This is a genomic window from Candidatus Devosia phytovorans, from assembly GCA_029202405.1.
GTDB classification, from domain to species: Bacteria; Pseudomonadota; Alphaproteobacteria; order Rhizobiales; family Devosiaceae; genus Devosia; species Devosia phytovorans.
The window spans coordinates 4,114,605-4,133,862 of record CP119312.1 but is presented as its reverse complement, the minus strand read 5'-3'; the positions used below and the strand labels follow the sequence as shown (position 1 = coordinate 4,133,862).

25 protein-coding genes are annotated in these 19,258 nt (G+C 61.8%); 18 read left to right on the top strand and 7 right to left on the bottom strand.

Annotated elements, in window-relative coordinates; all coding sequences use genetic code 11:
* Positions 1 to 12 precede the first annotated feature (12 nt).
* Entirely contained in the window at positions 13 to 870 is an 858-nt protein-coding gene (gluQRS, locus tag P0Y65_20325; GenBank protein ID WEK04491.1) for a tRNA glutamyl-Q(34) synthetase GluQRS, read from the top strand.
* Here gluQRS and P0Y65_20320 read toward each other — a convergent pair.
* A complete protein-coding gene (locus P0Y65_20320) occupies positions 867 to 1,814 on the bottom strand; it encodes an NAD-dependent epimerase/dehydratase family protein (protein WEK04490.1) in 948 nt (315 codons plus the stop codon). The genes gluQRS and P0Y65_20320 overlap by 4 nt on opposite strands.
* Positions 1,815 to 1,901: 87 nt before the next feature.
* On the opposite strand from P0Y65_20320, the gene P0Y65_20315 reads away from it, so the two are divergent.
* The 3 genes from P0Y65_20315 to P0Y65_20305 are packed head-to-tail and all read left to right on the top strand — an operon-like array spanning position 1,902 to position 3,617.
* On the top strand, positions 1,902 to 2,807 hold the full coding sequence (locus P0Y65_20315; protein WEK04489.1) for a LysR family transcriptional regulator: 906 nt from the start codon (positions 1,902 to 1,904) through the stop codon (positions 2,805 to 2,807).
* 6 nt (positions 2,808 to 2,813) lie between these two features.
* Positions 2,814 to 3,014 (top strand): twin transmembrane helix small protein, encoded by a 201-nt coding sequence (locus P0Y65_20310; GenBank protein WEK04488.1) that lies wholly within the window; start codon positions 2,814 to 2,816, stop codon positions 3,012 to 3,014.
* Between the two features lie 6 nt (positions 3,015 to 3,020).
* Positions 3,021 to 3,617 carry a cob(I)yrinic acid a,c-diamide adenosyltransferase gene (locus tag P0Y65_20305; protein ID WEK04487.1) on the top strand — a complete coding sequence of 199 codons (597 nt, stop codon included), beginning with the start codon at positions 3,021 to 3,023 and terminating at the stop codon, positions 3,615 to 3,617.
* Here the strand turns inward: P0Y65_20305 and P0Y65_20300 are convergent.
* Complete coding sequence (locus tag P0Y65_20300) at positions 3,614 to 4,750, bottom strand: diguanylate cyclase (protein ID WEK04486.1); 1,137 nt, start codon at positions 4,748 to 4,750, stop codon at positions 3,614 to 3,616. The two genes, P0Y65_20305 and P0Y65_20300, sit on opposite strands and share 4 nt — an antisense overlap.
* A 217-nt stretch (positions 4,751 to 4,967) precedes the next feature.
* On the opposite strand from P0Y65_20300, the gene P0Y65_20295 reads away from it, so the two are divergent.
* Both P0Y65_20295 and P0Y65_20290 read left to right on the top strand, forming a co-directional pair.
* A complete protein-coding gene (locus P0Y65_20295; protein ID WEK04485.1) occupies positions 4,968 to 5,150 on the top strand; it encodes a hypothetical protein in 183 nt (60 codons plus the stop codon).
* A 4-nt stretch (positions 5,151 to 5,154) separates the two neighbouring features.
* Positions 5,155 to 5,373 (top strand): hypothetical protein, encoded by a 219-nt coding sequence (locus tag P0Y65_20290; protein ID WEK04484.1) that lies wholly within the window; start codon positions 5,155 to 5,157, stop codon positions 5,371 to 5,373.
* Here the strand turns inward: P0Y65_20290 and P0Y65_20285 are convergent.
* Positions 5,370 to 6,032: a TlpA disulfide reductase family protein gene (locus P0Y65_20285; protein WEK04483.1), complete on the bottom strand. Its 663-nt coding sequence runs from the start codon at positions 6,030 to 6,032 to the stop codon at positions 5,370 to 5,372. The two genes, P0Y65_20290 and P0Y65_20285, sit on opposite strands and share 4 nt — an antisense overlap.
* A 14-nt stretch (positions 6,033 to 6,046) precedes the next feature.
* Between P0Y65_20285 and argH the strand changes: the two genes are divergently transcribed.
* From argH to lysA, 4 genes are all read left to right on the top strand, one after another.
* Positions 6,047 to 7,495 (top strand): argininosuccinate lyase, encoded by a 1,449-nt coding sequence (argH, locus tag P0Y65_20280; protein ID WEK04482.1) that lies wholly within the window; start codon positions 6,047 to 6,049, stop codon positions 7,493 to 7,495.
* A 57-nt stretch (positions 7,496 to 7,552) separates the two neighbouring features.
* Entirely contained in the window at positions 7,553 to 8,272 is a 720-nt protein-coding gene (locus P0Y65_20275; protein ID WEK04481.1) for a gamma-glutamylcyclotransferase, read from the top strand.
* 53 nt (positions 8,273 to 8,325) lie between these two features.
* The gene (locus tag P0Y65_20270; protein WEK04480.1) at positions 8,326 to 9,045 is read left to right on the top strand and encodes a gamma-glutamylcyclotransferase; all 720 of its coding nucleotides are present in this window, start codon (positions 8,326 to 8,328) and stop codon (positions 9,043 to 9,045) included.
* Between the two features lie 64 nt (positions 9,046 to 9,109).
* Positions 9,110 to 10,369: a diaminopimelate decarboxylase gene (gene lysA / locus P0Y65_20265; protein WEK04479.1), complete on the top strand. Its 1,260-nt coding sequence runs from the start codon at positions 9,110 to 9,112 to the stop codon at positions 10,367 to 10,369.
* A 66-nt stretch (positions 10,370 to 10,435) separates the two neighbouring features.
* Here the strand turns inward: lysA and P0Y65_20260 are convergent, their stop codons facing one another.
* The gene (locus P0Y65_20260) at positions 10,436 to 10,849 is read right to left on the bottom strand and encodes a response regulator (protein ID WEK04478.1); all 414 of its coding nucleotides are present in this window, start codon (positions 10,847 to 10,849) and stop codon (positions 10,436 to 10,438) included.
* Positions 10,849 to 11,820: a zinc-ribbon domain-containing protein gene (locus tag P0Y65_20255; GenBank protein ID WEK04477.1), complete on the bottom strand. Its 972-nt coding sequence runs from the start codon at positions 11,818 to 11,820 to the stop codon at positions 10,849 to 10,851. Before P0Y65_20255 ends, P0Y65_20260 begins: the two co-directional genes overlap by 1 nt.
* Positions 11,821 to 12,032: 212 nt before the next feature.
* Between P0Y65_20255 and ftsE the strand changes: the two genes are divergently transcribed.
* The 8 genes from ftsE to P0Y65_20215 all read left to right on the top strand — a co-directional run bounded on the left by ftsE (position 12,033) and on the right by P0Y65_20215 (position 17,926).
* Positions 12,033 to 12,695 carry a cell division ATP-binding protein FtsE gene (ftsE, locus tag P0Y65_20250; protein WEK04476.1) on the top strand — a complete coding sequence of 221 codons (663 nt, stop codon included), beginning with the start codon at positions 12,033 to 12,035 and terminating at the stop codon, positions 12,693 to 12,695.
* A complete protein-coding gene (locus tag P0Y65_20245; protein WEK04475.1) occupies positions 12,688 to 13,617 on the top strand; it encodes an ABC transporter permease in 930 nt (309 codons plus the stop codon). The genes ftsE and P0Y65_20245 overlap by 8 nt, the downstream gene beginning before the upstream one ends.
* On the top strand, positions 13,618 to 14,142 hold the full coding sequence (locus tag P0Y65_20240) for a YcxB family protein (protein ID WEK04474.1): 525 nt from the start codon (positions 13,618 to 13,620) through the stop codon (positions 14,140 to 14,142).
* A 29-nt stretch (positions 14,143 to 14,171) separates the two neighbouring features.
* The gene (locus tag P0Y65_20235; protein WEK04473.1) at positions 14,172 to 14,984 is read left to right on the top strand and encodes a lysophospholipid acyltransferase family protein; all 813 of its coding nucleotides are present in this window, start codon (positions 14,172 to 14,174) and stop codon (positions 14,982 to 14,984) included.
* 129 nt (positions 14,985 to 15,113) lie between these two features.
* Positions 15,114 to 15,458, top strand: coding sequence for a hypothetical protein (locus tag P0Y65_20230; GenBank protein ID WEK04472.1), 345 nt, complete (start codon positions 15,114 to 15,116; stop codon positions 15,456 to 15,458).
* 163 nt (positions 15,459 to 15,621) lie between these two features.
* The gene (gene rpmF / locus P0Y65_20225; protein ID WEK04471.1) at positions 15,622 to 15,801 is read left to right on the top strand and encodes a 50S ribosomal protein L32; all 180 of its coding nucleotides are present in this window, start codon (positions 15,622 to 15,624) and stop codon (positions 15,799 to 15,801) included.
* A gap of 170 nt (positions 15,802 to 15,971) precedes the next feature.
* A complete protein-coding gene (fumC, locus tag P0Y65_20220; protein ID WEK04470.1) occupies positions 15,972 to 17,372 on the top strand; it encodes a class II fumarate hydratase in 1,401 nt (466 codons plus the stop codon).
* Between the two features lie 122 nt (positions 17,373 to 17,494).
* Entirely contained in the window at positions 17,495 to 17,926 is a 432-nt protein-coding gene (locus tag P0Y65_20215) for a hypothetical protein (GenBank protein WEK06856.1), read from the top strand.
* Here the strand turns inward: P0Y65_20215 and P0Y65_20210 are convergent.
* Together P0Y65_20210 and gloB are read right to left on the bottom strand one after the other, a co-directional pair.
* Positions 17,923 to 18,174 carry a hypothetical protein gene (locus P0Y65_20210; GenBank protein ID WEK04469.1) on the bottom strand — a complete coding sequence of 84 codons (252 nt, stop codon included), beginning with the start codon at positions 18,172 to 18,174 and terminating at the stop codon, positions 17,923 to 17,925. The genes P0Y65_20215 and P0Y65_20210 overlap by 4 nt on opposite strands.
* Positions 18,175 to 18,397: 223 nt before the next feature.
* On the bottom strand, positions 18,398 to 19,165 hold the full coding sequence (gloB, locus tag P0Y65_20205; GenBank protein ID WEK04468.1) for a hydroxyacylglutathione hydrolase: 768 nt from the start codon (positions 19,163 to 19,165) through the stop codon (positions 18,398 to 18,400).
* Between the last annotated feature and the right edge of the window lie 93 nt (positions 19,166 to 19,258).

Sequence of the window (19,258 nt, the reverse complement as noted above, 5' to 3'; positions counted from 1 at the left end):
TAGAAGAACCGCGTGTCAGAGAAAACGTCAAAACCGCTCCTACGCTTTGCGCCCAGCCCCAACGGGCTGCTGCATCTCGGCCATGCCTGGTCGGCACTCTATACCTGGAATGCCGCGCACTTGCTCAGCGGCACGGCGCTGCTGCGCATCGAAGACATCGACACCGAGCGCAGTAAACCCGAATTTGTCGCGGCAATCTCTAGCGATCTGCACTGGCTGGGCCTCGACTGTCCGGAACCGGTCATGGTTCAATCCGAGCGAATGGACGTCTATGCCGCGGCCGGCAATCACCTGCGCGACCTCGGCCTGCTCTACCCGTGCTTTTGTTCGCGCAGCGAGCTGGCGGTCCATGCCACGGGCACCGACCCCGACGGCGCGCCGCTCTATCCCGGCACCTGCCGGCATATGGATCGGGGAGAGCAAATCGAACGGCTCGAACGCGGCGACCCCGTGCAGTTCCGGCTCGATGTCGACAAGGCCATGGGCAAGGTCGGCATGCTGACCTATTCCGTAGTCGGGCCGCTGGTGACCGACCGTCCGCAGATCCGGCACGCAAAGCCGGAGCGCTGGGGAGATGTCGTGCTGCAGCGCAAGGGCATGCCGACCAGTTACCACCTCAGCGTCGTGGCGGATGATGCCGCCCAAGGCATCACCCATGTGACCCGCGGCCGCGACATGGAGGCCGCGACCGATATCCATGTCCTGCTGCAGATGCTGCTCGGTCTGCCCTCGCCCATCTACAATTTCCACCGTCTAATCCTCGACGATTCCGGCAAGAAGCTCGCCAAGTCACGCAACTCGAAAAGCCTTGCCGACCTGCGCAACAGGGGCTGGACGCCGGAGGATGTCCGGCGCGCCGTCGGTCTCTAGGCAGCCTTGCGGCTTTCGAGCAGTTCTTCGACGGTGGCGGCTACCGCCTCGTCGAAAGGTGTAATGAACCCGGGGCCGACCAGCACATCGAAGCGCGGATCGACCAGTTCCATCTCGTTCTGCCACAGATAGCGCATGCGATAGATGTCACGCATCATCGGGTTGAAATGGCCGATCGCCTTGATTGCCCACCAGGCCTGCGACGAGACCTTGAGCGGCTTGCCGGCTGCAGCCTGGATCGCCTGCATCATCTGGCCATGCGACACCCAATGGCCGGCAAAGTGGAAATTCTCGAAATTGTCCAGCGTGGCGCGCGCCTCGGCCAGCCTGACGAAGCCGCGACCGAGATCAGGTAGATACGCCCAGCTATGGCGGGTTTCGAGCGCTCCCAGATGATGGAGCTTGCCCTTTGCGTGATCCATCAGCATGGCCGATTCGAACCATTCGCCTCGATTGCCAGGACCGTAGAAATCGCCGGCCCGCAGGATGATTGCCTGGAAATCGCCAGCCTCGGCACCCTTGCGCAGCATCTGTTCGAGCCGGATGCGGATTTCGCCGCGTGGCTGTTCGCCGGACTGGCGCAGCCCCGGCGCGACCGTACGGTCTGTAGCGCGATAGTTGTAGATCGTCCCGGGAAACAACAGCGTCTTACCCTGACCCTTGATGGCATCCAGCACCACCTGCAACTGCGCCTCCGACGCGCCATTGCCCCACTTGTCATAAGGCAGGTGCAGGGCATGGACGACCACATCGGCCTGCTCCGTCGCCGCCCTAACCGTCTCCAGATCATTGGCATCGCCAATGATTACCCGTGTACCGGCGACCGGCTTGCGATTGGCGCGCGCCAGGCCAGTGACACTCCAGCCGGCGTCGGCAAAGGCCTGCATCGCGGCATTGCCGATATGGCCGTTGCTTCCCAGAATAGTGACATTTCCCTTGGACATGATGGCTCCTCATCTGTTGGTGACAGCATCATGCCCAATGCACTACCGTATCTGAATTGGCAGATTTCGATGGTGTGACATTCAATCATGAATAGGGAGCCAGATTGGGCGCTGTGGCGCAGCTTCGCTGCCGTGGTCAAGCATGGCTCGCTTTCGGCCGCCGCGCGCAGCCTCGGCATCAGCCAACCGACAGTCGGCCGCCATGTCGAAACGCTGGAAGCCGACCTTGGCCTCTCGCTGTTTGAACGCACCATGACCGGACTGCGGCCCACGGCCATTGCCATCCGCCTCTATGAGCCAGTCGGACAAGCCCAGGCCGCACTTGCTGAAGCAGCGATCCTCGCCGATGGCGCTCAGGACGATAGCGGCGGCACGGTTCGCATTACGGCCAGCGCCATGATCTCAAACTATGTGCTTCCAAGTATCCTGCTGGGCATCCGCCAGCTGCATCCGCGAATTGCGCTCGAAATCATCCCCTCCGATTCGGCGGAAAATCTTCTGATGCGCGAAGCAGATATTGCCCTGCGCATGTTCCGCCCGACCCAGCTCGAACTGGTCACCCGGCACTTGGGCGACATTCCGCTCTATCCAGCCGCTCACGAGAGCTACCTGGCGCGGCGCGGACGCCCGCACACCATGGACGAGCTCTGGCGGCACGACTTGATCGGCTTCGACCGCTCCGACGCCATCCAACTGCATGCCCGCACGCTGGGCGTCGAGCTGACCCGCGACAATTTCGTACTGCGCTCCGACGACCAGCCCCATCTCTGGGAGCTGACCAAGGCGGGGCTCGGCATCGGCTTCGCCCAGGCCAACCTCGTGCTCCAGACACCTGGAATGGTGCTCATCCCCATCGAGCTCAAGATTCCGCCACTGCCTCTCTGGCTGACAACGCACAGGGAATTGTTCACGTCGCACCGGATTCGTGCCATTTATGACGCGCTGGCCGAGGGTCTCATCACCTATATCAATGGCAAGCACACTCCCCGGTAGGACTTCATGCAGACGCTTCTCAACATCGCCATCGCCCTCACGCTGCTTTTCGTTGTGGTCATCCTGGGAATGGGGCTTTGGAACATGCTCAAGGCCGGACCGGGCAATACCAGCCAGCGCCTGATGCGCCTGCGGGTCATCGGCCAGGCCATTGCGCTTTTCCTGCTGATGGGTGCGCTGTTCTTCTTCGGCGGCGGACGCGGATAGCCAAACATGGTCAAGATCAACAAGATTTATACCCGTACGGGCGACGACGGCACGACGGGCCTGGTTCGCGGGCCGCGCCGTCCCAAATTCGATCTGCGGGTGGATGCCTATGGTACGGTGGACGAGGCCAATGCCTTTATCGGCCAAGCGCGCCTCCACACCACTTTCATGCCCAAGATCGACAAGATTTTGAGCCGCGTGCAAAACGATCTCTTCGATGTTGGTTCCGACCTGGCGACGCCTGGCGCCGACGATCCGGGCCAATCCTATCCGAGCCTCCGCCTTCGCCCGGTCCAGACCGGATTCATCGAAAAGCAGATCGACCATTTCAACAGCGATGTCGAACCACTGACCAGCTTTGTCCTTCCCGCGGGAACACCATTGTCGAGCGCGCTCCATATCGCCCGCACGGTGACAAGACGCGCCGAGCGTATCACTGTAGAACTGGCATCGGTCGAACCCGACACCAACCCGGAAGCCATCCGCTATCTCAACCGCCTGTCGGACTTGCTTTTCGTCCTGGCCCGCATAGCCAATGCCAATGGTGCCAAGGATGTGCTTTGGGTGCCGGGCAATTACGGCGACGTGGCCAAGGGCGACTAGGCGGCGCGGCCAGGCGCCAAGGGCATGACAGCCGTGCCATCGCCGGGCGCCAGCATCTCGCCGGAAAACACCACGCGATTTCGTCCGGTATTCTTGGCTGCATAAAGCGCCGCATCCGCCCGGGCGAACATCTCGGCGCTGGCCAATGTGCCCAGACCAACCACGACGCCGAAGCTCGCGGTGATTGAAATGGTCTGGTTTTCCCAGTGAATATTGAGCGCTTCAATGGCCTGGCGCAGGCGTTCGGCAATCAGTTTGGCATCGACTGTGCCCGTATCGGGCAACAGAACCGCCAGTTCCTCGCCGCCCAGGCGCGACAGCAGGTCGCCATTGCGCATATTGGCGCGCAGGATCAACGACACCTGCTGGAGCACATAGTCGCCCGCCGCATGGCCATGCGTGTCGTTGACCAGCTTGAAATGATCGAGATCGATGATCAGCAGCGCCGCCTGATCCTTGTCCAGGCGCAGATTGTCAATGCCGCGTTCGAAGGCGCGGCGATTGGGCAGGGCTGTCAGCGGATCGGTCAAAGCGCGCATCTTCCACTGCTGCTCGCGCTCGATCTGGTTGAGTTCGCGGTCGACAAACAGGCCCAGCAGCACCGAAGCGAAAACTGATGCCGCAACCATATAGGGCCCGATAATGCCGATCACCGTGCTGATCGTCGAATAGCCCATGGCCATGCTTGGCAGCAGGTAACAGGACACGACGAGCCCGAGAACGACCAGATGACGCGGCTTGATGCGGGTCTTGGGGCGCAGGTAGTGGCGCCAGCCTAGGCCCAACGCAGCTGCAGCCGCGATTCCAACTGCGCCCGGCGTGGCGCCAATGCCGCCAAGCCAGAGCCGGAAGCTGGCACTGATCGCCACGGCGACCAGCGCAGCCGGCCAACCGCCGAAGGCCGCCGCAAAGGCGACGATCAGGGCCCGGGAATCGACGATGATGCCGTCGCCGATCCGCGCCGGTGCCAGCATGGCGACAATCGCGCCTGATCCGAAGATCAGGCCATGGATGAAGGAGCGGAAGCCGCGCGCCCAATGCTGTTGTCGCTCGACTTGGCCGAAGGCAATCGCCATGAGGGCGAGCAGGCCAACACCGTGGATGAGGGCAATAATCGTGTCTTGAACCAGCATGTCTTGGAGCGTCTACCTTCGGGGCCACGAGTTGCACCCCATGTGCAGGCAGAAACGTAAGCAGGCGATGAACCGGGATCGGTCTCCCGCGAAAGGCTGAAAGCGCGATTAACACCGTGTTAAGCGCGCAGTTCTCATCAAATTAACGCTGTCATCGAAGACTTTGTTTATATCCCGCACCTAGTGTTTCAGGCGGACTATCAGAAGGAGGTCCGTGATGAATACCGATCTCTCCATGCAGGTCATGGCGATGAACTCGGCCCAGGTGCAGAACAGCACCCAGATTGCCGTCTTCAAGAAAAACCACGAGCTACAGAGCCAGCTCCTTGTCGATATGCTGCAGTCGGCCATGCCGCCGGCGCCGGCAGGCCAGGGTCTGCAGGTCAACAAGCAGGCATAGGGCCATGAGCAACGCGATTGGTACGATGCCCTCAGTGATGATCAACCGTATCGCCGACCGCGAAGCGCCAATGGAGGCTTCGCTGGGCAAGGTCGCCGCCCTGCGCGCGGAACTCAAGCTTGCGATGGACAAGGAACAGGCGGCAGCCGAAGACGCCAGTCCGAGCGGCGAAGCGCCGCCCCCCGTCGTCGAAAATGGTTATCAGGTCGACCGGCTGATCTAGGCCCCCAGACCGATCAGCGTCTCGATCACCTTTTCTCCGTCCGGAGTGTTCCACTCGGCCGGTCCCTGCAGCACGCCCAGCTCGCAGCCATTCTCATCCAGCACTAGCGTTGCCGGCAAGCCAATAGCAACGGCTTCCTGCTTCAGCCGTTCGAAAGCCGAGAATGTATTGTCAGCATAGAGCGGCAGGTTGGCGAACTGGTTTTCTTCGAGAAAACCCTCTGCCTTTTCCAGCCCATTGGCGCCGATATCAAGATTGATGGGCAACACCATGAAGGCATCGGAATTGTATTTGGTCGCCAGCGCATCGAGTGCCGGCATCTCCTCGCGGCACGGCACGCACCAGCTGGCCCAGAAGTTGACTAGCAGCGCCTTCCCTTTGAAGTCGCCGATCGTCATCTCCGTACCGCTGGCATCCTTGAACGCCATCGTCGCATAGCCGCGTCCCTCGCCCGTCCCATTGAGGGCTGCAAGTTCGCCCACCGCCGCCGCGTCGATCGCTGCCGCATCATCGGCCTGCACCGGGCATTCCTTCGCCTGGGCACCATTGCCGACATAGACCCACGCCGCTATAGCTACCGCCAATCCCACTAAGCCCAGGATGATCCACAGCCGGACCCGGCTCGTTGCTCCGGGGCGGGGCGCTTGCATATCGGTCATAGAGGTCTCCGGAAATGAGCAACAAGATGTGGGGTGGACGGTTTGCCACCGGCCCCGACGCCATCATGGAAGAAATCAACGCCTCGATCGGTTTTGATCAGCGCCTGTTCCGCCAGGATATTGCCGGCTCGATCGCCCATGCCACAATGCTCGCCGAAACGGGCATTCTGACGAAGGACGACCGCGACAGCATCATTGCCGGTCTAAACGAGGTTCTCGCCGAAATCGAGGGCGGCAGTTTCACGTTCTCGCGGGCCCTTGAAGACATCCATATGAATGTCGAGTCGCGCCTGCGCGAAAAGATCGGCGATGCCGCCGGGCGCCTGCACACGGCGCGCTCGCGCAACGACCAGATCGCCACCGACTTCAAGCTTTATGTGCGAGACACCATCGACACCCTAGTCATCCAGGTGCAGACCCTGCAGCTCGCCCTGGTGACCAAAGCCGAGGAAGAGGCCGAGACCATCATGCCCGGCTTCACCCACCTGCAGAGCGCTCAACCGGTGACCTTTGGCCACCATCTGCTGGCCTATGTCGAAATGCTCGGTCGCGACGGCGGCCGCCTGCTCGATGCGCGCAAGCGCCTCAACGAAAGCCCGCTCGGCTCGGCCGCCCTGGCTGGCACGCCCTATCCGATCGACCGTCACATGACGGCCGGAAAGCTCGGCTTCGACCGCCCGACCGCCAATTCGCTCGACGCCGTCTCCGACCGCGACTTCATCCTCGAAACCCTCGCCGCCGCCTCGATCTGCGCCATGCATCTTTCCCGCTTCGCCGAGGAAATGGTGATCTGGTCCTCGGCCCAGTTCGCCTTCGTGCGTCTCTCCGACAAGTTTACTACCGGCAGTTCCATCATGCCGCAGAAGCGCAATCCCGATGCCGCCGAACTGGTCCGCGCCAAGATCGGCCGCATTCTCGGCGCGCTGACCAGTCTGCTGGTCGTCATGAAGGGCCTGCCTCTCGCCTATTCCAAGGACATGCAGGAAGACAAGGAAGTCGCCTTCGACGCGCTGGATTCGCTGTCGCTCTCGCTGGCTGCCATGACCGGCATGGTCGGCGACATGAAGGCCAATCACGAGCGTATGCGCGTTTCAGCTGCCGCCGGCTTCTCCACCGCCACCGACATCGCCGACTGGCTGGTGCGCGAGCTCAACATCCCCTTCCGCGATGCCCATCACATCACCGGGCAGATTGTGGCCCTGGCCGAGCAGAAAAACTGCGGCCTCGAAGGGCTGACCATCGAAGACTTCAAATTTGTCGACCAGCGCATCGACAGCCGCATCCATAAGGTGCTCACGGTCGAGGCCTCGGTCGCGGCCCGCAAGAGCTATGGCGGCACGGCCCCGGCCAATGTTCTCATTCAGGCGGCGCGCTGGAAGACCGAATTGACCGGCCAGCCACACGAGCCCAAGCCACTGGGCAAGAAAAAGTCGGGCGGCCATAGCGATGGTGGCGTAGAATAGAGCTGAGGCGGTCGGTCCACTTGATAGGAGCTGGCCGCAAGCAGCCGAGGTGGCAGGATGACCACGCCGCGAATTGCCCGCCTGACACATGACCATGTCGCGCGCGTCCACCGCGACATAGCTGACCCCGGCCCGGTGCTGATCGAGGGCTATCGCCCGGCCGATGATGCCGACTATGCCGCCGAGGTCGATCGCATTCTCGATACGGCCCCGACGTCGGAGCAGTTCTGGGTCTTTGCTTCGGGTTCGTTGATCTGGAATCCGCCTTATCAGGTTGTCGAACAGCGCACCGGCACCGCTGCCGGCTGGCACCGTTCCTTCACGCTGGGCTGGGACTATCGCTTTCGCGGCAGCCGGGAGACACCAGGCCTGATGATGGCGATGGACCGGGGCGGCCATTGCAGGGGTGTGGTGCATCGCTTGCCCGATGAAACACTGCGCGCCGAGCTCGATATTCTCATTCGCCGCGAGATGAGCATGGTCCCCACCGCCTTCCCACCGCGATGGATCAAGGTGCGCACCGAACAAGGTCCCGTTTCGGCCCTGGCCTTTCCGATGAACCGCAGGAGCAGTCGCTACATCGGTGCCCTCGGGCCCGAGGAAACGGCAGACATCCTTGCCACTGCCTGCGGCTTTCGCGGATCGATGGCGGAATATCTGCGCGCCACGGTCGAACAGCTCGAAGCGCTGGGTATCCACGACACCTATCTCTGGACACTCCAAAGCCTGGTTGCCGATCGCATTGAAGCCATGCACGGCGATCGCGGGGTTGAATAAGCTTGCCTGAAGCATAGGTTGTGAGAAGAGCTCACTGATTTGGACCCTTGCTGATGGCTGGCCGACAACGACAGATGCGTCTCACCGAGCGTCATGTTGGCTATCTGGTTCCCGAGGATGCATCCGAAGACATGCCGCCGCCGCCCGAAGGGATGCGGGCAGCAACCGCGGACGATCATGCCAACACCATCGAAACCTTGCTCGGTCCCGACCGCGATCATGACGAGGTCTGGATCTTTGCCTATGGCTCGCTGATCTGGAAGCCGGCCTGCGACTTCGTCGAAATGCGCACGGGCCTTGTGCGCGGCTGGCACCGGGCCTTCTGCCTTGGCTGGAACAATCGCTGGCGCGGCTCGGACGAAAACCCCGGCCTGATGCTGGCGCTCGATCGCGGCGGCGCCTGCAATGGCGTGCTCTACCGCCTGCCGCCCGGGCAGGTCGACGAAAACCTGGTCAAGCTTCTGGAACGCGAAATGGGCTGGCTGCCCTCGGCCTTCCCGCCCCGCTGGGTCAATGTCAAATCCGGCGAGCACGTCATCCGCGCCATCACCTTCTGCATCGACCGCAACTCGGGCCGTTATGTCTCAGGCCTCTCGATGGACGAAATCGCCGATGTCCTTTCGCGTGCCGTCGGCTCGCGTGGCTCGATGGCAGAATATCTCTTTGCCACCGTGGCCCATCTCGAATGCATGGGCATTCACGATCCCCATCTCTGGCAATTGCAGTCCCTGGTCGCAGAACGGATCGAAGCCGCTTATGAGGCTGATCGGTAAGTCTTGCTTTCGTTTTTCAGGGCTTTGGCTTAGAGCCTGAAACAATCCCGACGGAGCACCGGCCTTGGTCCACCATTTCCACCACCGCGACGAAACCCTTTATGCCGAGGACGTCAATCTCAATGACCTCGCGGCAAAGGTCGGCACGCCTTTCTATGTCTATTCCAGCGCCACCCTGCGCCGGCATGTGCGCGTGGTGAAGGCCGCCTTCGAGGGCATTCCGACGCTGCTCGCTTATGCCATGAAGGCCAATTCCAACCAGGCCGTGCTCAAGCTAATGGCGTCTGAAGGCGCTGGTGCCGACGTCGTCTCGCTAGGCGAACTGGAGCGGGCGCTGGCCGCGGGCATCAAGCCGGAGATGATCGTCTTCTCCGGCGTGGCCAAGACCGTCGCCGAAATGCGCCGCGGCCTTGAAGCCGGCATCAAGTGCTTCAACGTCGAGAGCGAGCCTGAGCTCGAACGCCTGTCCATGATCGCTGCCGACATGGGCCTGACCGCGAAGGTCTCCGTCCGCATCAATCCCGACGTCGATGCCCGCACTCATGCCAAGATTTCCACCGGCAAGGCCGAGAACAAGTTCGGCATTCCCTATCAGCGCGCCCGCGAGGTCTATCGCCGCATTGCCGCCCTGCCCAATGTTGAGGCCGTTGGCGTCGACATGCATATCGGCAGCCAGCTGACCGATCTCGAACCCTTTGGTGCCGCCTTCGGCCTGCTCGCCGAACTGGTGACGGCCCTGCGCGCCGACGGCCATACCATCCATCACGTCGATGTCGGCGGCGGTCTCGGCATTCCCTACCATCATGACCAGGAAGCCCCGCCCGCCCCCGAGGCCTATGCCGCGGTCGTCCGCGACAAGATCGGCCAGCTCGGCTGTTCGCTGGTGATCGAACCGGGGCGCCTGCTGGTCGGCAATGCCGGCATCATGGTCACCAAGGTCGAATATGTGAAGGAAGGCGCGTCAAACTTCGTCATCGTCGACGCGGCCATGAACGACCTGATCCGCCCCACGCTCTACGAAGCGCACCACGACGTCGTGCCGGTCAATCACTCCAACCTCGCGCCGATCACGGCTGACATCGTCGGCCCGGTCTGCGAGACGGGCGATTACCTAGCCAAGGGACGTACTATGCCCGGTGTCAAGGAAGGCGATCTCCTGGCCATCATGAGCGCGGGGGCCTATGGCGCCGTCATGGCCTCGACCTATAACTCCCGCGCCCTGATCCCGGAAGTTCTGGTCGATGGCGACCGCTTCCACGTCATTCGCCCGCGCAAGAGCCTCGACGAGCTGATCGCGCTGGATTCGGTTCCTGACTGGCTCTAGGAGCGCTTCCAGGAAAAGTGGGAACCGGTTTTCCGGTCCGAAAGCGCGACCAGAAATCCAGACCCTCTAGGGCTGTTGCTGCGCCCGCCGGGCCAGCGACAGCACTTCCACTGGCTTGCCCTCGAGCGCATCCTCGACCTTCTGCAACAGGTCGGCCAGCGTGAAGGGCTTGGTGATGACGTCATAGATCAGCGCGTCCAACCCATGCGCACGCTCGCGCTGGTCAGCAAAGCCGGTCATCAGTACGATGGTGATCTCAGGAAATTTGGCGGCAACATGCAGCGCCAGCGCAATCCCGTCCATGATCGGCATCTTGATATCGCTGAGCAGCAGGTCGAACCGGCCGTTTTCAGCGTCCGCGGTTTCGGCGGCAAGGCCACCGTCTTCTTCGGCCACCACCTCATGACCCTTCATGGTCAAGGCGCTGACCACAAAGGCGCGAACGGAGGGATCGTCTTCGGCGACAAGGATTCGGGCCATCAATGATGCTCCGGGGTAGAATGCTCTTGGGAAGCAGCCGGGGCTGCATGATCTTGGGTCGCGCCGGGCGCGGTATGACCCGTGTCCTCCGTCGCAGGCGCTGTTTCTGACGTGTGTGTGTCGGCCGGTGTCGACGCCTGCAGCGGCGCGCTCTGGCCGCCCGCAAAGCTCAACCGAACACTGGCGGCATCGCCGGGCGGCAAGGTGAGCTGAGTGTCGAATGTGGCTCTTTCGCCCGCCATCAGGTCGCGTACGGAAGGCGTCACGCTCCACTCGTAGATGCCCTGACCATGGGTGTCGAGCAGCGTAACCACCACCGCAGGAACCGGCACGGGCTCGGTTTCGAGGCCAACGATCTGCGCCGAGACAGCCAGCATTTCGCGACCATCCCGCGACGACTGCTGCGTCGTCACGTCGGAAAAATCGAGCCCCACGACATTGACGCCGAGACCCAGGGATTCATAAACGCCGGCCATCGCCGGATACTGCTGCACGACCTGCACACGGCCGAAATAACCCAGGGCCAGCACCCCAGCCAGCGCCAGGACGCCCATCACACGGAATGTACGGCGCAAGCGCGCCAGCGGCAGGTCGGCCACCATGGCGCTGTGGCGCCTCAGGAAATCCTTCTGCCGCTTCTTGAGCATGGCCGCCTCGGCCTTGCTGGCTACCGCCGCGGCAGCGGCCGCGGCGCGCTGCTGCGCCTCTTCGGCAGCTTTCTCCTGGCGCAACTTGCGTGCGTTCTCGACGATCACAGAATCGGCTTCCGCAGCAATGGCGTCATCCATTGCATCCTCGGTCATCGCGACCGACGCCTGCTTCTGTTCCGGCGTTGCACCTGCGTCCGGATCGAGCGGCTTTTGTTGCCAGGCCTGCTGGCAATGAGCGCATTGCACCTTGCGGCCAGCCGAGCCTATGGCCTCATAGGTGACCTGATACTTGGTCTGGCAATGCGGACAGGTAATGATCATCGGGCCAGACGAAATGAGGGACGCTGAACCCCAAGCCTATCGCCCGGGGGTTAAGACTCCTCAAACTGCGTCCAGTCCAATGATAATCCACCACATTTGTGCCGCTTTCATACCGCCAACACGGCCCGGCAGCGCATGCGGCCTCTATGGCTGTTATGCTGCGCCCAACACCTGATTCGCCGATCGGCGGACGATACTGGAGCCAGGCACTCTTGATCGAGTTTTCCAATGTCGGATTGCGCTACGGCAATGGTCCGGAGATCCTGCGGGACCTGACCTTTTCGGTCGAGCCCGGCTCTTTTCACTTTCTGACCGGCCCCTCCGGCTCTGGCAAGACCAGCCTGCTCCGCCTGCTGCTGCTGTCGCTCAAGCCCAGCCGCGGCAATGTCACCATGTTTGGCGAGGACGTCGGCAACCTCACGCACGATCGCCTGTTGCAGATGCGCCGTCACATCGGCATTGTTTTCCAGGAATTTCGCCTGCTCGACCACCTGACAACCTTTGAAAACGTCGCCCTGCCGCTGCGCGTGTTGGGCCAGCCCGAGAGCGAATATCGCCCCAATGTCACCGAACTGCTCGAATGGGTCGGCTTGGGCGAACGCATGAATGCCCTGCCCTCGCTGCTGTCCGGTGGCGAAAAACAGCGCGCCGCCATTGCCCGCGCCGTCATCGCCCGGCCCAAGGTTCTGCTGGCCGACGAGCCGACCGGAAATGTCGATCCGGAACTGTCGAGCCGCCTCGTGCATCTTTTCGCCGAGCTTAATCGCACGCTGGGCACAACGATCATTCTGGCGACCCACGAACTGCCGCTCCTCGATAAATTCAACTATCCGCGCATGCTGCTGCAAAAAGGGGAGCTCACCATCCATGATTGAGCGCCTTCGCCGCATCGTGCCGGCCCGCAAGGGCGCTGCACCCATCGTTCCAGAAAAGAGCGTCGCTGGACGCACGCTTTTGCTGCTGATCACCATCATGAGCTTTCTCTCGGCGGTGACGCTGGGTGGCGTGGTGCTGGTCCAGAAATCCACCATTGCCTGGTCGGCCGATACCGGCCGCGAGGTGACCATCCAGATACGCCCCGTCGAGGGCGAGGTGATGGATTCCAATATCCGCACCGCCGTTTCGTTGGCGCAATCGACCCCCGGCGTCGCCTCTGCCCGCGCCCTGACCGTCGAGGAAAGCGAAGCTTTGCTCGAGCCCTGGCTTGGTGCCGGCCTTGACCTGACGGCCATTGAAATCCCCCGCCTTGTCGTGGTCCAGCTCGCCGATCCGGTCGATGCCGATATTGAGGGACTGCAACGCAACCTGGGCGCGATCAATGGCGCGAGCCTTGATACCCATGCCGCCTGGCGCCAGCAGCTCAACACCATGGCTGGCACCGTCGTACTGTCGGGTGTCTTGGTCCTGCTGCTGATCGGCGCAGCTACCGTGCTGGCGATCGTCTTTGCCACGCGCGGCGCCATGGCGACCAATCGCGAGATCGTCGATGTGCTGCATTATATCGGCGCCTCCAACCGCTTCATTGCTGGCGAATTCCAGGGGCGCTTCCTCTCCATTGGCCTCCAGGGTGGCCTGCTCGGCGCCGTCGCAGCACTGCTGTTCTTTGCGCTGATCGGCACTGCGGCGGGCAATATGTTGTCGAGCGAAGCCGGTGCCCAGCTTGGCGTGCTGTTCGGACGCTTCTCGCTCGGCACCGGTGGCATTATCGGCATTGCTGCCGTAATTCCGGTGATTGCAGCCCTCACCGCCATCACCTCCCGTGTCACCGTCCGTCGCTTCCTGAGCGAGACCTCGTAAGTGGCAGCGGGGCAGACCGAGACATTTCGCTTCGCCGAAGCCGATCTGATCCAGGCCGCACGACTTTTCGCCGGCAAGAACCTCAGCCGCCCCAAAGTCATCGTGGCCTATATCAGCCTTTGGTTTGCTGGACTGATCCTCTTCACCTATCTGGTGACAGGCAAGACCGATCCGTCGGCGATTGCCAGTAATCCGGGTCTCATCCTCGGCCTCTCCATCCTGCCCTTTGCCATTATCTTGGCATGGACCCTCTGGCTGATCCCCACGCTGGCCCGGCGCAATTTCCGACAACAGCGCTCCCTGCACGGCGATTTCGGCTACGCCTGGACTGACGACAAGCTCACCGTCAAAACCGAATATGGCAGCTTCGACATGCCCTGGAGCCATTTCCCGGGATGGACGGAAAACGACAAGATCCTTCTGCTCTTTGAATCCGATCGGCTGTATAGGGTGTTCCCCAAGAGGGTGCTGAGCCCGCAACAACTGACCGACCTGCGGCACCACTTCGCCAAGGCCGACGCATAGCTGCAGCCCACTGCAGCGCAGGAGGAACCATGGCCGTCATCCAATCGATCCGCACGGCTGTCTTCTACTTGCTGTTCATCGGCCAGACCGCGATCCTCGCCATCCTGATCGCGCTCGTCGGTCGCATCGCCGGCGGCCGCTCGAAGCTCGGCTGGGCTTTGGCGCACTATTGGTGCTGGTCCAACGTGATCCTGCTGCGCTTCATCGCGGGAGTGAAAACGCAGATGACCGGCGAGGAAAATATCCCGGCTGGCGGTTGCATCATCGCTGCCAAGCACCAGAGCGACTGGGATGTCTTCGCCATCTTCCCCCACACCCATCGCCCCGCTTATGTGGTCAAGAAGGAGCTGATGGATATTCCCTTCTTCGGCTGGGCCGCGCGCTCACTCGATTGCATTGCGGTCGACCGCAAGAAGGGCGCCGAGGCCATTCCCCTGATGATGGCCCAGGCCCACGACGCTGCCGACCGCGGTTGTCGTATCGTCATCTTCCCCGAGGGCACCCGCAAGGCACCGCTGGCACCGGCCGACTATCGCCAGGGCATCGTGCGTCTCTATCTCGAACTCAAGGTACCGGTGGTGCCCGTGGCGCTCAACTCCGGGCTCTATTGGGGACGTAACAGCCTGTTGATCTGGCCGGGCACCGCCCAGGGGCGTTTTCTGCCGCCCATAGAGCCGGGCCTCACGGCGGCGGCCTTTATGGAACGCCTAAAATCCGCCATCGAAACCCAGTCCGATGCGCTGATTCTCGACGCAGTCGACAAAGGCCTCGGCCGGTCCCTGACGCCCGAGTTTCAGGCGCGCGTCGAAGAGCGCCGCAAAACCACCGGACACACGGCATAACCACAACATATTGACGACATCAACGAACACTCACATACATCTAGTGATGACGATACGCGCCGCTTGACGTGCTTCGTATTTTGTTCTAATTTTGTTCTTGTTCGTTGGAACAGGGATGGGGCGCTGAGGATGGCTGGCATCATCGAGAACAATGTGGTGGTTCACGGCTTTGGCCGGCACAGCACCTGGCTGGGCCGCTCGGGTCAGACCTATGGCCTCGTCAGTGAAAGCCTCGATCGTTTTGCTTTCGCCGGCGCCGAGCTTTTCCTCCTGGCCAAGGGCAGCCATGTGCTTTGGGTGGGGTCCAGCGACGAACTCGTGGCCGATCCGCTGAGCCGCACCCGCTTCCGCCTGGCGCTCGATTGTGCCGATCGTGTCTTCCGTGTTCCAGCTGCCCCGATGGCCGCCGAACGCCTGAGCACGATCTGGGATCTCGAGGGTGCCGAACCGGTTGCCGGCGCACAGGCAGCCTGAGGCGGGCGCCGTCGATCCGGGAACAAAGAATCCCCGTCTCGACTCCTTCATAACCTCTAGCCAAGCCTTCAGACTTGCTCTATAGAGCCCACCAATCCCTTCAGAGATAAGTCTCTGGGCCGCCCTGGCGGCGCAACGATATTGAATTCAAAAGGACCGGACCATGGCAGTTCCAAAACGCAAAACCTCGCCAATGAAGCGCGGTTTCCGCCGTTCGGCCGACGCCCTTGCCAGCGCATCCTATGTCGAGGACAAGGATTCCGGCGAGCTGCGCCGCCCGCACCACGTCGACCTCAAGACCGGCATGTACCGCGGTCGCCAGGTCCTCGCGGCCAAGAACTAATTCCAAAGACGAGGCGCAAACTGCGCTGGATCTGTGATATTGCGACGGCCGGTCTCCTTTGAGATCGGCCGTTTTGCTTTGCCATCAGACCGACGGGATCCTGCGTCCCTGGTCTGATGGGCCAGTTGAAAGTCTGCCGCCAGCGTCGCGGCCAATCCGGGAGTGACTATATGAGCATGCGCGTTGAATCGGACACCATGGGCACCATCGAGGTCCCGACCGACAAGTATTACGGCGCGCAGACGGCACGCTCCCTGATGAATTTCGACATCGGTGGCGAGAAGATGCCGACCGAGATCGTCACCGCCTTCGGCGTGCTCAAGAAAGCCGCAGCCCTGGCCAATCACAAGCTGGGCCTGCTCGACGAGGCAACCCGCGACCTGATCGTCACCGCCGCCGATGAAGTGATCGCCGGCAAACTCTCCGACCATTTCCCGCTTGTCGTCTGGCAGACCGGTTCGGGCACCCAGTCCAACATGAACGTCAACGAGGTCATCTCCAACCGCGGCATCGAGCTGGCTGGCGGCACCATGGGCTCCAAAAAACCCGTGCACCCCAATGACCACGTCAACATGAGCCAGTCGTCCAACGACACCTATCCTACGGCCATGCATATCGCCGCCGTGGAAGCGCTGGTGAATTACCTCTTCCCGCGCGTGCAGATCCTGCGCGATACGCTGCACGCCAAGTCCGAGGAATTCATGGATGTGGTCAAGATCGGTCGCACACACCTCCAGGATGCGACGCCTCTGACCCTGGGCCAGGAAATCTCCGGCTGGGTCGCCCAGATCGACTATGCGGTCGCCGCCATCAAGACGACCCTGCCCCAGCTCAAGGAACTGGCGCTGGGTGGCACTGCCGTCGGCACGGGCCTCAATGCCCACCCTGACTATGCTGTCGCCGTGGCCAGGGAGATCGCAGATCTTACCGGCCATGACTTCGTCACCGGCCCCAACAAGTTCGCCCTGCTCGCCGGCCACGACGCCTTTGTCGGCACTTCGGGCGCGCTCAAGCAGCTCGCCGTTGCCTTCATGAAGATCGCCAATGACGTGCGCTGGCTCGCCTCCGGTCCCCGCTCGGGTCTGGGCGAGATCACCATTCCGGAAAACGAACCCGGTTCGTCCATCATGCCGGGCAAGGTCAACCCGACACAGTCCGAGGCGATGACCATGGTCGTCGCCCAGGTCATGGGCAATGACGCCGCCATCGGCTTTGCCGCATCCCAGGGCAATTTCGAGCTCAATGTCTTCAAGCCGGTCATCGCCTATAACTTCCTGCAGTCGGTGCGGCTGCTGGCCGATAGCGCCAAGTCGTTCAACGACAATTGCGCAATCGGCATCGAGCCTGACCACAAGCGCATCAAGCAACTGGTCGACCAGTCGCTGATGCTGGTGACCGCGCTCAACCGCAAGATCGGCTATGACAACGCCGCCAAGATCGCCAAGACCGCTCATAAGAATGGCAGCACCCTGCGCGAGACGGCAATCGAGCTGGGCCTGCTCACCGGCGATGAATTCGACGCCGAAGTGAAGCCCGAACAGATGGTCGGCCCGCTCAAGCTCAAGAAATAATTCGGGAATTCGGACAACAAAAAGGGCGGTCGCTGGCATCCAGCGGCCGCCTTTCTCGTTTTGCATTCCTCTGGCATGCTGCCAACGAACGGAGAGCCACCCCAATGACCGAAACCGTCTACATGCCGACCCCGCACGCCCCGCGCCGCAATGGGCCCTTCATTCCGCCACTGCTGGTCGTACCCTTCGTGCTCTACAATATCGTGGCGTTTCTGGTGTTTGGTGGCTCGCCCGCCGGCTGGAGCAATGGACTGTTCACCATCCCCATGGTCTCGGGCACGCCCTGGGCCGTCACCGCTGGCGATTTCCTGCTGGTCATAGGCATCATCTGCCTCTTCATCGAAGTGCTGAAGTCGACCAATGCCGGGCGCTCGTCCATCGTCGAGCACATGCTCTCCATGGTGCTCTTCGTCGCCTTCCTGATCGAATTCCTGCTGGCCGGCGCTGCCGCCAGCTCGGTCTTCTTTCTGCTTATGGTCATGGCATTGATCGACGTCGTCGCCGGTTTCACCGTCTCCATCACCAGCGCCGGTCGCGACGTGACGATGGGCTAGGCGACGATGGTCGTCCGATAACCAAGGGGCATACGCTTAATGGCAACCTTCGCTCCTGCCGAATAGGCGCCAATGGCGCCTTCAGAGCTGCCGCGGCGACGCTCGCGTTGCGGCGGCAATTTTTCGCGTCCGGCGAGCAGCTGGCTGACAAAATCGGCCCGGGTTTGATTGCGAAGGAGAGATGGTCTGGGCTGGCGCGCTTCCAGGGGAACGGGAAGTCCGGAGAAATGTGTCTCGCTATCGGCCATTTTCGCCTCGCCTGTATCAGGGCGGGCCGACCTGTCTCGAAATGAAACATAAGCAATGGCCCTATGCCTCATTAGAGGCAATCCGCGTGCCAATTGCTAACGTTTTGTTAACGCTTTCCGCTCCCTATTTACGCTTGGTTAACCACTGACGAGCCATGCGACAGCAAAAAGCGGTCCGGCGCTGCTACACCGGACCGCTTTTCAAAATGCCGAAAAGCTCAGACTAGAAGTTGTCCTTGCCCTTACGGATGGCGGCAAACACCTCGCCAGGCGCAGCACCTTCCAGCCCGTAGAATTTGGCCAGTTCTGGCGCGTCGGCGCGCAGGAACGGGTTGGCCGCCTTGTCCTCACCGAGGAGGAACGGGATTGTTGCCTTGCCGGCAATGCGCAGCGCATCGACCTCGGCCGCCCGCTTCTGCAGGGCCGCGTTGTCGGGGTCGATCAACAGCGCGAACCTCGCATTGCTCTGGGTATACTCGTGGCCGCAATAGACCAAGGTATCGTCCGGCAATTCGCGCAAAGCCTTGACGCCTTCCCACATCGGACCGGGCGTGCCCTCGAACATGCGCCCGACACCCAGCGAGAACAGGGCATCGGCGGTAAAGAGATGCTTGCCTGCCTTGTCGTGGAAAACAATCTGACCCAGCGTATGACCCGGCGCGTCGTAGATATCGAAAGTGGTCTCGCCCAGGCTCACCGTTTCGCCGCCGGCAACTAGTTCGTCCAGCCCCTCGATCTTGTCGGCCTCGGCCCGCGGGCCAACCACGCGCACCCCGAACTCGGCCTTGAGCTCGGGAATGGCTTCCACATGGTCGATATGATGATGCGTGATGAAGATGTCGCTCAGCGTCCAGCCGCGATGCAGCAGCGCAGTCTTGATGGCGGCCGCTTCAGGCGCATCGATCGCCGCTGTGCGGCCCGTTGCCGTATCATGCACGAGATAGCCGAAATTATCGCTTCGCGCGGGAAACACATCGACGATCAGACTCACGGCACAACTCCTTGCAAAGCGATAGAACCGGGAAGCTAGGGCGTGCGGTTGCACAAGACAACCGGCCAAATGGACAAGTCATTGAGAAAGCGG

What these genes read in the sequence shown, in the direction of transcription:
- P0Y65_20320 (WEK04490.1), bottom strand. Translation starts at nt 1,814, where the DNA reads ATGTCCAAGGGAAATGTCACTATTCTGGGAAGCAACGGCCATATCGGC.
- P0Y65_20315 (WEK04489.1), top strand. Translation starts at nt 1,902, where the DNA reads ATGAATAGGGAGCCAGATTGGGCGCTGTGGCGCAGCTTCGCTGCCGTG.
- P0Y65_20310 (WEK04488.1), top strand. Translation starts at nt 2,814, where the DNA reads ATGCAGACGCTTCTCAACATCGCCATCGCCCTCACGCTGCTTTTCGTT.
- P0Y65_20305 (WEK04487.1), top strand. Translation starts at nt 3,021, where the DNA reads ATGGTCAAGATCAACAAGATTTATACCCGTACGGGCGACGACGGCACG.
- P0Y65_20300 (WEK04486.1), bottom strand. Translation starts at nt 4,750, where the DNA reads ATGCTGGTTCAAGACACGATTATTGCCCTCATCCACGGTGTTGGCCTG.
- P0Y65_20295 (WEK04485.1), top strand. Translation starts at nt 4,968, where the DNA reads ATGAATACCGATCTCTCCATGCAGGTCATGGCGATGAACTCGGCCCAG.
- P0Y65_20290 (WEK04484.1), top strand. Translation starts at nt 5,155, where the DNA reads ATGAGCAACGCGATTGGTACGATGCCCTCAGTGATGATCAACCGTATC.
- P0Y65_20285 (WEK04483.1), bottom strand. Translation starts at nt 6,032, where the DNA reads ATGACCGATATGCAAGCGCCCCGCCCCGGAGCAACGAGCCGGGTCCGG.
- argH (WEK04482.1), top strand. Translation starts at nt 6,047, where the DNA reads ATGAGCAACAAGATGTGGGGTGGACGGTTTGCCACCGGCCCCGACGCC.
- P0Y65_20275 (WEK04481.1), top strand. Translation starts at nt 7,553, where the DNA reads ATGACCACGCCGCGAATTGCCCGCCTGACACATGACCATGTCGCGCGC.
- P0Y65_20270 (WEK04480.1), top strand. Translation starts at nt 8,326, where the DNA reads ATGGCTGGCCGACAACGACAGATGCGTCTCACCGAGCGTCATGTTGGC.
- P0Y65_20260 (WEK04478.1), bottom strand. Translation starts at nt 10,849, where the DNA reads ATGGCCCGAATCCTTGTCGCCGAAGACGATCCCTCCGTTCGCGCCTTT.
- P0Y65_20255 (WEK04477.1), bottom strand. Translation starts at nt 11,820, where the DNA reads ATGATCATTACCTGTCCGCATTGCCAGACCAAGTATCAGGTCACCTAT.
- P0Y65_20245 (WEK04475.1), top strand. Translation starts at nt 12,688, where the DNA reads ATGATTGAGCGCCTTCGCCGCATCGTGCCGGCCCGCAAGGGCGCTGCA.
- P0Y65_20235 (WEK04473.1), top strand. Translation starts at nt 14,172, where the DNA reads ATGGCCGTCATCCAATCGATCCGCACGGCTGTCTTCTACTTGCTGTTC.
- P0Y65_20230 (WEK04472.1), top strand. Translation starts at nt 15,114, where the DNA reads ATGGCTGGCATCATCGAGAACAATGTGGTGGTTCACGGCTTTGGCCGG.
- rpmF (WEK04471.1), top strand. Translation starts at nt 15,622, where the DNA reads ATGGCAGTTCCAAAACGCAAAACCTCGCCAATGAAGCGCGGTTTCCGC.
- fumC (WEK04470.1), top strand. Translation starts at nt 15,972, where the DNA reads ATGAGCATGCGCGTTGAATCGGACACCATGGGCACCATCGAGGTCCCG.
- P0Y65_20215 (WEK06856.1), top strand. Translation starts at nt 17,495, where the DNA reads ATGCCGACCCCGCACGCCCCGCGCCGCAATGGGCCCTTCATTCCGCCA.
- P0Y65_20210 (WEK04469.1), bottom strand. Translation starts at nt 18,174, where the DNA reads ATGGCCGATAGCGAGACACATTTCTCCGGACTTCCCGTTCCCCTGGAA.